The organism is Streptomyces flavusporus, from assembly GCF_046267975.1.
Lineage (GTDB): Bacteria > Actinomycetota > Actinomycetes > Streptomycetales > Streptomycetaceae > Streptomyces > Streptomyces flavusporus.
In genome coordinates, this window is sequence record NZ_CP176503.1 from 7620663 (window position 1) to 7632958 (window position 12296).

Genomic DNA, 12296 nt, shown 5'->3' on the forward strand with positions numbered 1-12296 from the left:
GGACAACTCAGTGGGGCATGGAGTGCCGGAACTCGTACTGCAAACCAATGGACGAACCTGGACGCTCGACGCGTCCAGGGCATACACACTCGGACGCGATCCGCAGGGAGACATCGTGTTCGACGACGCCAGGGTCTCCTGGCGGCACGCCACGGTCAGCTTCAACGGCCGCAGTTGGGTCATCGAAGACCATGGCAGCACCAACGGCACTTTCGTGCAGGGGCAGCGGATCCACCAGATGGAGATCGGCCCCGGCTCGTCCGTCAATCTGGGCAACGCGACCGACGGGCCGCAGCTGAACCTGTCCGGCGGCGCGGCGGCTGTCGCACCGCAGGCACAGCCCCAGCAGCAGCCGTACGCGGCTCAGGGCGCGAATCCCGGCTGGTCCCAGCAGGCGCCGCAGCAGCAGGCCTCGCAGGCCGGCTGGCAGCAGCCGCAGCCTCAGCAGCCCGTCGCGAAGGTTCCGCACCAGCAGGGCCCCGGTGGTGGCGCGGGGGCGCCGCCGGTCTACGGCGACCGCAGCCCGACCACGTTCCACCAGTTCGCGCTGGGCCGCGTCATGCGCATCGGCCGCGCCCTGGAGAACGACCTGGTCGTCTCCGACCTCCAGGTCTCCCGCAACCACGCGGAGTTCCACTCGACGCCCGACGGTCGCATGGAGATCCGTGACCTGGGCTCGCACAACGGCACGTACGTCAACGGCCAGCCGATCCCCAAGGGCGGATCCCAACTGCTCGGCCCGACCGACATCGTGGGCGTCGGCCACTCGACGTTCCGTATCGTCGGCGACCGGCTCGAGGAGTTCGTCGACACCGGTGAAGTCAGCTTCTCCGCCCGCCATTTGACCGTCACGGTCGACGGCGGCAAGCAGATCCTCAAGGACGTCTCCTTCGGCGTCCCGGAGAAGTCGCTGATCGCGGTGATCGGCCCGTCCGGCTCCGGCAAGTCGACCCTGCTCAAGGCGCTCACCGGCTACCGGCCCGCCAACCAGGGCGAGGTCCTGTACGACAACCGGAACCTCTACAAGCAGTTCGCCGAGCTGCGCCAGCGCATCGGTCTGGTTCCGCAGGACGACATCCTGCACAAGGAGCTGACCGTCAAGAAGGCCCTCAAGTACGCGGCCAAACTGCGCTTCCCCGCCGACACGACGGCACAGGAGCGCGAGGCCCGGATCGACGAGGTGCTGCGCGAGCTGAAGCTCGACATCCACAAGGACAAGAAGGTCACGTCCCTGTCCGGCGGCCAGCGCAAGCGTGTCTCGGTCGCCCTGGAGCTGCTCACCAAGCCGTCGCTGATCTTCCTCGACGAGCCGACGTCCGGCCTCGACCCGGGCATGGACCGCGATGTCATGCAGCTGCTGCGCGGCCTCGCCGACGACGGGCGTACGGTCCTCGTCGTCACCCACTCCGTGGCCGAACTGGCACTGTGCGACAAGCTTCTCGTGATGGCCCCCGGCGGCTCGGTCGCCTACTTCGGCCCGCCCGAGGAGGCGCTGAACTTCTTCGGCTACGACACCTGGGCCGACGTCTTCTCCGCCTTCGAGAACTACCGCGACTACGACTGGGCGGGCCGCTGGAAGGGCTCGCAGCACTACCAGATGTACGCCGCGGACATCGACGCCGTCGCCGCACAGTCCGTACAGATGCCGCCGATGCAGGCGATGAAACCGCCGAAGCCACAGGGCTGGATGTCCCAGTTCGTCACCCTGGTGCGCCGCTACGTCTCGGTGATCGCCTCCGACCGCGGCTTCCTGGCGCTGATGCTGATCCTGCCGGCCGTGCTCGGCGCGGTGAGCCTGCTCATCGACCCGGACAACGGCCTGCTGCCCAACCCGGCCAACCCGCAGACCGGGCGCATCATCCCGAACGGGACGGCCACCACGGTCCTGCTGATCCTCGCGGTCGGCGCCTGCTTCGCCGGCGCCGCCAACTCCGTCCGCGAGCTGATCAAGGAACGGGTGATCTACGAGCGGGAGCGCGCGACCGGTCTGTCCCGGTCCGCGTACCTCATGTCCAAGGTGTTCGTGCTGGGCATGATCACCGTGCTGCAGGGCCTGCTGGTCGGCGTCATCGGCTTCTCCAGCCGGGAGCTCCCGGAGGAGGGCCTGGTCCTCGGCGGGCTCACGCTCGTCGAGCTCTCCCTGCCGATCATGGCGCTGGGCTTCACCTCGATGATGTTCGGTCTGATCATCTCGTCGCTGGTGAAGACGGCCGAGAAGACCATGCCGCTGCTGGTCATGTTCGCGATCATCCAGGTCGTCTTCACGGGCTGCCTGTTCGCCCTGAACGGCACGGTCGGCGTCAACCAGTTCTCGTACCTGATGCCGTCCCGCTGGGCGGTCGCCGCCGCGGGTGCCACGCTGGACTTCAACAAGATCAGCCCGCCCGAGGAGGGCGCCGACAACGACCCGCTGTGGGAGCACTCCGTCGGCACCTGGGGCATGGACATGGCCGCCCTGCTCGCCCTCGGGGTGATCTGCGGCTTCTTCGTGGCCCGCTTCCTGCGCCGCCACGAGCCCGAGGTCATGCGCAAGTAGGCGCGTTCAAGGGTTCGTAGGACGCCGAAGGGCGGCACCCGGTCAGGAGGGGTGCCGCCCTTCGGCGTACGCGACCGGAGGTCCGCGCCGGCCTCGGTCCGCGCAGTTTCGTCAGTACGCGCCGAAGACGTTGTCGATCGAGCCGTACTTGTCGGCCGCGTAGTTGGCGGCGGCGGTGATGTTGGCGACCGGGTCGTAGATGTTCCAGGACGTGCCGGGGACGTGGTACGCCTTGAAGGTCGGCGGGATCACCTGGAGCAGGCCCTTGGACGGGACGCCGTTGACGGCGTTGATGTCCCAGTTGTTGATGGCGTTCGGGTTGCCCGAGGACTCCCGCATGATGTTGCGGTGCAGACCGTTGTAGGAGCCCGGGATGCCCTTGCTCTTCATGATGTCCAGCGACTGCCGGATCCAGCCGTCGAGGTTGTTGGCGTAGGTCGCCTTCGCGGCGACCTGCTGGACCTGGACGCGCTGCGCGGACCGGCTCGCGGCCTCCTTCGCCTGACGCACCAGCTCCGCCTTCCGCTCGGCGGCGGCCTTCTTCGCGGCGGCGGCCTTCTTCGCGGCGGCGGCCTTCTTCGAGGCGGCGGCCTTCCGCTCGGCGGCGGCCTTCTTCGCGGCTGCGGCCTGGGCGGCGGCCGCCTTCTTCTTGGCGGCGGCTTCGGCGGCGGCCTTCTTCTTCGCCTCGATCGCCTCCACCTTCAGGCTGGCAGTCGCCAGCTGGTCGGTGACGCTGGCCATGACGTCCTTGACCCGCTCGGAGCTGTAGGTCACCGGGGCCGCGGAGGCGGCGTCGATCGTGGTCGTCTGTCCGCCCGAGGGAACCGCCGAGAACGCGAGGCTGACGGCGCCGAGCGTGGCGACACCGGCGAGGGCGATCTTGTGGTTCTTGGTCAGCGCGCGAGCACGCTCGCGAAGCTTGGTGTTCTTGGGCATGGCTGATGGACCTCTTCGAGTAGCGCGGAGGTCGCTCTACGTCCAGCGGGGGAATCGGCTCTTCCCGCACGAACGCCGCGGGCCGAAACCCACGGCGCTGAGCGACGGCAGCCATTGTTAGCGGCCGCAAAATTCCCAGGCAAAGGTGTGACGTACTACCCCGGGTAATAGACGCGGAAATGACAAAACGGGACAGATTGGGCCATCTGTCCCGCTCGGCATGAGGGGGTTTATCTCCTATGCGCCTTCGTACGTGATCTGCGCCCTATGCGCGGGCTCACATGGACCGCGCAACAGTTTCACCAACAGTTGCTTGAGCAATGCTCTGCGTGAGCACCTTCCGCCGGAAGCAGGAGATGCACGTCCCCGAACTCGTGCCACAGGTAGCGTCCGCGCAGGGCCTCCTCGTACCCGCGGTCGATCGCCGCCCGTTCCGCGACCGCCTCCAGCATCAGCAGATGCGAGGCCTCCGGCTCGTGCAGCCCCGTCAGCAGCCCGTCCACCACCCGCACCCCGTGCTCCGGGGTGACGACGAGATCCGTCCACCCTTCACGCGCGTGTACGACCCCGTCGGCTCCGGCCGCCGACTCCACGGCCCGCACGGCCGTCGTCCCGACGGCGACCACCCTGCCGCCCGCCCGTCTCCCGCCACCATCCTTCCAAGGAAGCGCTTCGCGCCTTCTTTGATCGGCCTTGACCGCATTGATCAGCCGAGCCGACGCCCCCGACACGGCGAAACGCTCGGGATACGGCGGCTCGTGTGCCTCTGCCGACGCCACCCCTGTGTGCAGCGTCACAGGCGCGAACTGCACACCTCGGCTCACCAGCTCCGTCACCATCCGCACCGTGAAGGGCCGCGCCGCACTCGGCATCTCCGCACTGCCCACCCCGTCGGCCGACGGCAGCGCGAACACCGTCTGGTAGACGGACAACGGCTGGTCCCGCTCCGTGTAGGAGTAACGAATCGGCCGCCCGTGCTCCCGCAGCATCCCAAGGACCCCCGCCCCGGACGGCCGCGCCCACCACAGCCGCTCGCCCCGTGCACTGAGCGGCTCCTCCACTACCAGCAGCACGCCCCCGGGCAGCCGCACCTCTGTCCCCGCAGGGCAGCCCGCACGCGCGCGCGTGGTGCCCTGCCCATCCGGATCCCGCAGCTCGACCGCCCACCGCCCGTCGTCCCCGCGCGTCGAGAAATGCACCACCACGCGCGCGTGCCCGATCCGCCCGTCCACCGCGGCGGCCAGGGTCGGCGATGTGTTGACGACCAGCAGATCCCCCGCCCGCAGCAGCCGCGGCAGCTTTACGAACGCGTGATGCGACACCTCCGCGCCCCGCGACACCAGCAGCCGTACGGCGTCCCGGTCCAACCCCGGCCCCCGCTGCTCCACCGGCACCCGCGCGGACAACTCCTCCGGCACCTGGACGGCCGGCGTCATCGATCCCCCTCCAGCAGCGCCGGCGCACCGTAGCGGCCGCTCACCGGCCGCTCGTCCAGCAGCCGCAGGAACGCCGGCACCACACCGGCGGGCTCCGGCCGCGGATCACCGTCGTCCGGTACAGCCGCCGCGTACAGGTCCGTGGCCATGTCACCGGGGTCGACCGCCCAGACCCGCAGCCCCGGCTCCTCCACGGCCAGCACCGCTGCGAGATGGTCCAGAGCCGCCTTGGACGCCCCGTAGCCGCCCCACGTCTCGTACGGCTCGGCGGCCGCGTCCGAGCTGACCGCGATCACCGCCCCCGCCTCGGCCGCCTTCAGCAGCGGCAGCGCCTCCTGCACCAGACCGAGCGCGGCCACCAGGTTTACCTCCAGCGCCCGCCGCAGCCCGTCCAGCGGCGGCTCCCGCAGCCGTACGAGCGGCTCGGCGCCCAGCGCGCTCGCGTTGCTCACCAGCAGATCGACGCCGCCCAGCTTCGAGGCCGCCGCGACCAGCGCGGCCCGGTGCCGGGCGTCCGTGACATCGCCGGGCAGGGTCTCCACCCGGGTTCCGTACTCCGCGAGCGCCGCCGCCGTCTCCCGCAGCGCCTCGGCCCCACGGGCGTCCAGCACCAGATCCCAGCCGCGCCCGGCCAGCGCCTCGGCGAGCGCCCGTCCCAGCCCCTTCGAGGCCCCCGTGATGATCGCTACCGGCATGACACCCGTCCCCTCGTCCTCGACGCCGCTCGATCGGCGTGCCCTCAACGTAGGAACCGGGCCGCCCGCCCCGCCTCGGCCGCAGGCCGCAATCGGTCGGGGCCCTTCGACCTAATCCACCCGGCCACAACCTTGGTCCTAGGCCAGTCCTAGGCCCACCGGCCCAGGCGGCTGCCGTCACCGGTCCGATCCGTGGTGTCACAGCCCGCCGGTACCGTGAGGACATGAGTCACGGCCCCCGGTCCGGCCTCGCCGCGGTGAGCTCCGCGCTGCTGGCCATGAGCAGGCACCTCGAGGTGCGCGACGTCCTCAAGACGATCGTCGCCTCGGCCCGCGAGCTGCTCGACGCGCAGTACGCCGCGCTCGGCGTCCCGGACGACCACGGCGGGTTCGCGCAGTTCGTGGTCGACGGGATCAGTGACGACCAGTGGCGGGCCATCGGCCCCCTCCCGCGCCAGCACGGCATCCTCGCCGCGATGCTCCACGACGCGAAGCCACAGCGCCTCGGCGACGTCCGCACCGATCCGCGCTTCGAGGGCTGGCCCTCGGCCCATCCCGAGCTGTCCGACTTCCTGGGCCTGCCCATCCGAGACGGCGACGAGGTCATCGGCGCACTGTTCCTGGCCAACAAGAACTGCTCCAAGCCGCAAGGCGGCTGCGGATTCACCGCGGACGACGAGGAACTGCTGGCCATCCTCGCCCAGCACGCCGCGATCGCCCTGACCAACGCCCGCCTCTACGAACGCAGCCGCGAGCTGACCATCGCCGAGGAGCGCTCCCGCCTCGCCCACGAACTGCACGACGCGGTCAGCCAGAAACTGTTCTCCCTGCGCCTGACGGCACAGGCCGCCGCGGCCCTCGTCGACCGCGACCCGGCCCGCGCCAAGGGCGAACTGCAGCAGGTGGCCGCACTCGCCGCCGAGGCCGCCGACGAACTGCGCGCCGCCGTCGTCGAACTGCGCCCCGCGGCCCTCGACGAGGACGGCCTCGTCGCCACTCTCCGCACCCAGATCCAGGTCCTCGACCGCGCCCACACCGCGCACGTGACCTTCACCGGCCGAGGAGTGCGCGCCCTGCCCGCCGCCCAGGAGGAGGCCATGCTGCGGGTCGCCCAGGAGGCCCTGCACAACGCCCTGCGGCACTCCGGGGCCGACCGGGTCGACGTGACCCTGGAGAGGCGCGGCAGCGGTGCCGTCCTGCGGGTCACGGACGACGGCAGCGGCTTTGAACCCCGCGCGGTGCGCCGGGCGGGACGCCACCTCGGTCTGGTCTCCATGCGGGACCGGGCGAGCGGGGTCGGCGGCACGCTCACTGTGGAATCGGCGCCCGGAAAGGGCACCACCATCGAGATGGAGGTCCCCGGTGGCTGAAGCGATCAAGGTGCTGCTCGTCGACGACCACCAGGTGGTCCGCCGGGGCCTGCGCACCTTTCTCGAGGTGCAGGACGACATCGAGGTGGTGGGCGAGGCCTCCGACGGCGCCGGAGGCGTCGCCCGCGCCGAGGAGCTCAAGCCCGACATCGTCCTCATGGATGTCAAGATGCCCGGCATGGACGGCGTCGAGGCGCTGCGCAGGCTCCGCGAGCTGGACAATCCCGCGCGCGTGCTGATCGTCACGAGCTTCACCGAGCAGCGCACGGTGGTCCCGGCCCTGCGCGCGGGTGCCGCCGGTTATGTGTACAAGGACGTCGATCCCGACGCGCTGGCCGGCGCCATCCGCTCGGTGCACGCGGGGCACGTCCTGCTCCAGCCCGAGGTGGCAGGTGCCCTGCTGTCCCACGAGGGGGCCAACTCCGGACCGGGCAGGGCGGGTTCGCTCACCGAGCGGGAACGCGAGGTGCTCGGCCTGATAGCCGACGGCCGTTCCAACCGCGAGATCGCCCGCGCGCTGGTGCTGTCCGAGAAGACGGTGAAGACCCATGTCTCGAACATCCTGATGAAGCTCGACCTGGCGGACCGCACCCAGGCGGCACTGTGGGCCGTACGCCATGGGGTGACCGGCTGATCAGTACGCCTGTCCGGCAATATGGAGGGTTCCGCTCCGGGCTGAGATTCATACCGTCGTGGGAATGTCCCCCGAATGGCGCATCCTTCCTCGATCTCCGCCGTTCTTCAGTGCGTGCTGCGGCGACTGGCCGCGGCGATCGCATCAGAAGGGCTCAGAAGTGAAGAACCTGAAGAAGGCAGCGGCCGTGACGATGGTGGCCGGGGGTCTCATGGCCGCCGGTGCCGGGATGGCTTCCGCCACCGACGGCGCAACGGCCGACGGCAAGGCCGTGGGCTCGCCGGGTGTCCTCTCGGGCAACGTCGTCCAGGCCCCGGTGCACGTCCCGGTGAACGCGGTCGGCAACAGCGTGAACGTCATCGGCGTGCTGAACCCGGCCTTCGGCAACCTGGGCGTCAACCGCTGACGTCCACGGCAAAGCCGCAGTGACCTCCGGCCTCCCGGGTTCCCTCCGGGAGGCCGGTCAGTTTTGCCGCGTCGAGCCGCGGGCAGTCGTGCCTCCCCCAGTGCCTTAAGGGCCTGGGGGACCCCCATGGGCGGCACGGGTGGGCGCGGGCGGCACCCCGTCAGCGCCGGGCCGCGCACCCACCCCCGCCCCGCACCAACACCGGTCACCACAGCAACCGACCCTCACCTCACGCCCCGCTCCCGCTCCTCCACAACGGAGTTGTACGCCGCGACCTGCGCCCGCCGAGCCACCCGCTCCACCGGCCGCAACGCCTGAGACCGCGCCGCCATCTCAGACGCACTCACCGCACCCCCATGCCCGTTCTCGTACGCCACCGAGATCAGCATCCCCACCCGCTGCGCAAGCTCCAGCACCCGCACGGCCCGCCCCGGATACCCCGGCGCCAACACTTCCCGCCCCCGCTCGGCCCGCGCCCGATACGCATCGATCGCCGCCTCCGCCACCGGCCCCGACCCGGCCACGTCCAGCCGCGTCAGCACCTCGGTCGCCTCCCGCAGCGCCTCCGCCAGCTCTCGCTCCGCCTCCCCGAGCGACGGCACATCGGCCGGCGGCGCCTCCCGCACCGGCAGCACATGCCACACGACCTCGACATGAACATCACCGTCGGGCCCGGCCTCGTACACCTCCGGCACCAGCCCGAGCGCACCGCCGTGGCAGATCACCGCCTCCTCGGCGTCCAGCGCCCGCGCATTGAACTCCGGCGGCCCGCTCAGCCCCAGCGGATGCCCCGGCGCCGGCAGCGCCACCCGCAGCCCGGTCACCCCGAGCGCCCGCAGCCGCCCCAGCGCAAGCGTGAGCCCGACCGGCGCCGACTCACCCGGCAGCCCCTCCACCCGGTGCACGGCATCGTCCCCGACGATGGCGAGCACGGCGTCGTCCGGCGACACAAGTCCGGCAAGAAGGGCATTTCCCCAAGCGGCAAGGCGTCCAGAGCGCGGTTCCGAAAGCATGCCTCCACCCTAAGTACCGGACCGATGGAATGGACTGGCCGACCGGTGGCGTAGATTTCCTTGAGGGCTGCGCCCACCGGCGCGGCGGACCGAGCCACAGGCGTACGCGACAGCCGAGACCGGCCACACTGCAAGGGGAGACAACGCGCTCATGAGCGATGTTCTGGAGCTTCAGGACGTATCCGTGGTCCGCGAGGGCCGGGCTCTGGTGGACCAGGTCTCCTGGTCGGTGAAGGAGGGCGAGCGCTGGGTCATCCTCGGCCCCAACGGCGCCGGCAAGACCACCCTCCTCAACGTCGCCTCGAGCTACCTCTACCCCAGCAAGGGCACCGCCACCATCCTCGGCGAAACTCTCGGCACCCCCGGCACCGACGTCTTCGAACTGCGCCCCCGCATCGGCATGGCCGGCATCGCCATGGCGGACAAGCTCCCCAAGCGCCAGACCGTCCTGGAGACCGTGCTGACGGCCGCGTACGGCATGACGGCCCACTGGCACGAGGACTACGACGAGATCGACGAGCAGCGCGCCCGCGCGTTCCTGGACCGCTTCGGCATGTCCGACTTCCTGGACCGCAAGTTCGGCACCCTCTCCGAGGGCGAACGCAAGCGCACCCTCATCGCCCGCGCCCTGATGACCGACCCCGAGCTGCTCCTCCTCGACGAGCCCGCCGCCGGCCTCGACCTCGGCGGTCGCGAGGACCTCGTACGCCGTCTCGGCCGCCTCGCCCGCGACCCGATCGCCCCCTCGATGCTCATGGTCACCCACCACGTCGAGGAGATCGCCCCCGGCTTCACCCACGTCCTCATGATCCGCCAGGGCAAGGTTCTCGCCGCCGGCCCGATCGAGCTCGAGCTCACCTCCCGCAACCTCTCCCTCTGCTTCGGCCTCCCGCTCGTCGTCGAGCAGGTCGGCGACCGCTGGACCGCCCAGGGCCTCCCGCTGTCCTGAGCCGGTGAAGTACCCGCAAAGAGACGGGTAAGAAGCACCTCCCAACCTGATCGCGCCCTGTCCGCGCACGTTCCGCGGTCCTACCATGACCGTGTGGAAATCGACGCGTGGCTGTGGTGGCTGATCGGAGCGGCGGGGCTCGGCCTAGGACTCGTGATCACCGCGATGCCCGAACTGGGCATGCTCGCGGTGGGCGCCATCGCGGCCTCGGTGACCGCCGGCATCTTCGGCGGTGACGCCGTCTTCCAAGTCGTGGTCTTCGCCGTCGTCTCGACGGCCCTCATCGCGGTGGTACGGCCCATCGCCAACCGGCACCGCGCACAACGCCCCCAACTCGCCACCGGCGTAGAGGCGTTGAAAGGCCGACAGGCCGTCGTGCTGGAGCGCGTCGACGGCTCGGGCGGACGCATCAAGCTGGCCGGTGAGGTCTGGTCGGCACGCTCCCTCGACGCCGGCCGCACCTTCGAGGCAGGCCAGGAAGTGGACGTCGTGGACATCGAGGGTGCCACGGCGATCGTCATGTGACCTCGCGCGACGCAAGGTGACCGAACACCGCACGAGCTGCGCGACGGTCTGTCAGACTCGACCAGCAAGATCTTCAACAGCCATAAGATCTGCGCCATAAGAACTGCCGAAAGCGCCGAGGCGGAAGAAGGGTACGGGGAACGACGATGGAACCGGTCATCATCGTCCTGATCATTCTGGTGGTGTTGGTCTTCATCGCCCTGATCAAGACGATCCAAGTCATCCCGCAGGCCAGCGCCGCCATCGTGGAGCGCTTCGGCCGCTACACGCGGACGCTGAACGCGGGCCTCAACATCGTCGTCCCGTTCATCGACACCATCCGCAACCGCATCGATCTGCGCGAACAGGTCGTCCCGTTCCCGCCGCAGCCGGTGATCACCCAGGACAACCTGGTGGTCAACATCGACACCGTCATCTACTACCAGGTCACCGACGCCCGCGCCGCCACCTACGAAGTCGCCAGCTACATCCAGGCGATCGAGCAGCTCACCGTCACCACGCTGCGCAACATCATCGGCGGCATGGACCTGGAACGCACCCTCACCTCACGCGAGGAGATCAACGCGGCCCTGCGGGGCGTCCTCGACGAGGCCACCGGCAAGTGGGGCATCCGCGTCAACCGCGTCGAGCTCAAGGCGATCGAACCGCCCACCTCCATCCAGGACTCGATGGAGAAGCAGATGCGAGCCGACCGTGACAAGCGCGCCGCTATCCTCCAGGCCGAAGGTGTCCGGCAGTCCGAAATCCTGCGCGCCGAGGGTGAGAAGCAGTCCCAGATCCTGCGCGCCGAGGGTGAGGCCAAGGCCGCCGCACTGCGCGCCGAGGGCGAGGCCCAGGCCGTCCGTACGGTCTTCGAGGCGATCCACGCCGGCGACCCCGACCAGAAGCTGCTCTCCTACCAGTACCTCCAGATGCTCCCGAAAATCGCCGAGGGCGACGCCAACAAGCTCTGGATCGTCCCCAGCGAAATCGGTGACGCCCTCAAGGGCCTCTCCGGCGCCATGGGCAACTTCGCCCCGAACGCAGGAGGTTCGGGCTCCTCGGGCAACAGCGGCACAGCCCCCGAACGCCGAGAGAAGCCCAGCATCGACTGACGGCCGCCTTACAACGCGCAGTTCCCCACACCCCCCTCAGGGGCGCGGGGACTGCGCGATCAACACATACGGCCCGCAGGTCAACAAAACCCGCAGCCCTACGGTCTAGGCAGCAGCCGACTGCGCCAACCAATCCGGCAGCGCCTCAAAGTCATCGTTGGCCAGCGCCAGCAACATCGCATCCGTCGGCGTCGGCTCAAACGGCTCCCGCAGCAACGGCATCCCCGCCTCCTCCGGCGTCCGATTCGCCTTCCGGTGGTTGTCCTCCGCGCACGAGGCGACCGTATTCAGCCAAGTGTCCTGACCACCCTGCGACCGCGGCACCACGTGGTCCACGGTCGTCGCCCGCCGCCCGCAGTACGCGCACCTGTGCCGGTCCCGCACCAGGACACCCCGCCTCGACCACGGCGCTTGTCTTCGGAACGGCACCCGTACATACCTGCACAACCTGATCACCCGGGGCGCCGGTATGTCGACCGCGGCTCCGCGCATACGCAGTTCGGGGTGGGCCTGCTCGACGACGGCCTTGTCCTGAAGCACCAGAACGACGGCTCGGTTCAACGTCACCGTCGACAGCGGCTCGAAGCTCGCGTTCAGAACCAGCGTGTCCCGCATAACCAGCCCACCTCCCGTGTGCACCGGCCCACCCCATGGCGGGCTGGGATCAACTCTGGCCGTGCACGCCGAGATGGACAACGCAAT

At 69.9% G+C, this 12296-nt stretch carries 12 protein-coding genes; 7 read left to right on the plus strand and 5 right to left on the minus strand.

Translation table 11 applies throughout. From position 1 onward, the window contains the following. Positions 1-22 precede the first annotated feature (22 nt). Entirely contained in the window at positions 23-2536 is a 2514-nt protein-coding gene (locus ACKTSN_RS35940; protein WP_409472931.1) for an ABC transporter ATP-binding protein/permease, read from the plus strand. A 111-nt stretch (positions 2537-2647) separates the two neighbouring features. Here ACKTSN_RS35940 and ACKTSN_RS35945 read toward each other — a convergent pair whose 3' ends face one another. The 3 genes from ACKTSN_RS35945 to ACKTSN_RS35955 all read right to left on the minus strand — a co-directional run bounded on the left by ACKTSN_RS35945 (position 2648) and on the right by ACKTSN_RS35955 (position 5603). Continuing rightward, positions 2648-3472 carry a transglycosylase SLT domain-containing protein gene (locus ACKTSN_RS35945; protein WP_409472932.1) on the minus strand — a complete coding sequence of 275 codons (825 nt, stop codon included), beginning with the start codon at positions 3470-3472 and terminating at the stop codon, positions 2648-2650. 299 nt (positions 3473-3771) lie between these two features. After that, complete coding sequence (locus ACKTSN_RS35950) at positions 3772-4908, minus strand: S-adenosylmethionine:tRNA ribosyltransferase-isomerase (RefSeq protein WP_409472933.1); 1137 nt, start codon at positions 4906-4908, stop codon at positions 3772-3774. Continuing rightward, the gene (locus ACKTSN_RS35955; RefSeq protein WP_409472934.1) at positions 4905-5603 is read right to left on the minus strand and encodes an SDR family NAD(P)-dependent oxidoreductase; all 699 of its coding nucleotides are present in this window, start codon (positions 5601-5603) and stop codon (positions 4905-4907) included. The genes ACKTSN_RS35950 and ACKTSN_RS35955 overlap by 4 nt, the downstream gene beginning before the upstream one ends. Positions 5604-5827: 224 nt before the next feature. On the opposite strand from ACKTSN_RS35955, the gene ACKTSN_RS35960 reads away from it, so the two are divergent. From ACKTSN_RS35960 to chpE, 3 genes are all read left to right on the plus strand, one after another. Then, entirely contained in the window at positions 5828-6973 is a 1146-nt protein-coding gene (locus ACKTSN_RS35960) for a GAF domain-containing sensor histidine kinase (protein WP_409472935.1), read from the plus strand. Next, entirely contained in the window at positions 6966-7607 is a 642-nt protein-coding gene (locus ACKTSN_RS35965; protein WP_409472936.1) for a response regulator, read from the plus strand. Before ACKTSN_RS35960 ends, ACKTSN_RS35965 begins: the two co-directional genes overlap by 8 nt. A 160-nt stretch (positions 7608-7767) precedes the next feature. Then, positions 7768-8013 carry a chaplin ChpE gene (chpE, locus tag ACKTSN_RS35970; protein WP_409472937.1) on the plus strand — a complete coding sequence of 82 codons (246 nt, stop codon included), beginning with the start codon at positions 7768-7770 and terminating at the stop codon, positions 8011-8013. 224 nt (positions 8014-8237) lie between these two features. On the opposite strand, the gene ACKTSN_RS35975 is transcribed toward chpE, so the two are convergent. Next, positions 8238-9026 (minus strand): hypothetical protein, encoded by a 789-nt coding sequence (locus tag ACKTSN_RS35975; RefSeq protein ID WP_409472938.1) that lies wholly within the window; start codon positions 9024-9026, stop codon positions 8238-8240. A 151-nt stretch (positions 9027-9177) separates the two neighbouring features. Here ACKTSN_RS35975 and ACKTSN_RS35980 point away from each other — a divergent pair, with 151 nt between their 5' ends. From ACKTSN_RS35980 to ACKTSN_RS35990, 3 genes are all read left to right on the plus strand, one after another. Next, entirely contained in the window at positions 9178-9975 is a 798-nt protein-coding gene (locus ACKTSN_RS35980; RefSeq protein WP_409472939.1) for an ABC transporter ATP-binding protein, read from the plus strand. A gap of 93 nt (positions 9976-10068) precedes the next feature. After that, a complete protein-coding gene (locus tag ACKTSN_RS35985; protein ID WP_409472940.1) occupies positions 10069-10500 on the plus strand; it encodes an NfeD family protein in 432 nt (143 codons plus the stop codon). Between the two features lie 146 nt (positions 10501-10646). Further along, positions 10647-11594, plus strand: coding sequence for an SPFH domain-containing protein (locus ACKTSN_RS35990; RefSeq protein WP_409472941.1), 948 nt, complete (start codon positions 10647-10649; stop codon positions 11592-11594). Between the two features lie 105 nt (positions 11595-11699). Here ACKTSN_RS35990 and ACKTSN_RS35995 read toward each other — a convergent pair whose 3' ends face one another. Next, positions 11700-12209 (minus strand): HNH endonuclease, encoded by a 510-nt coding sequence (locus tag ACKTSN_RS35995; RefSeq protein WP_409472942.1) that lies wholly within the window; start codon positions 12207-12209, stop codon positions 11700-11702. Positions 12210-12296 lie beyond the last annotated feature (87 nt).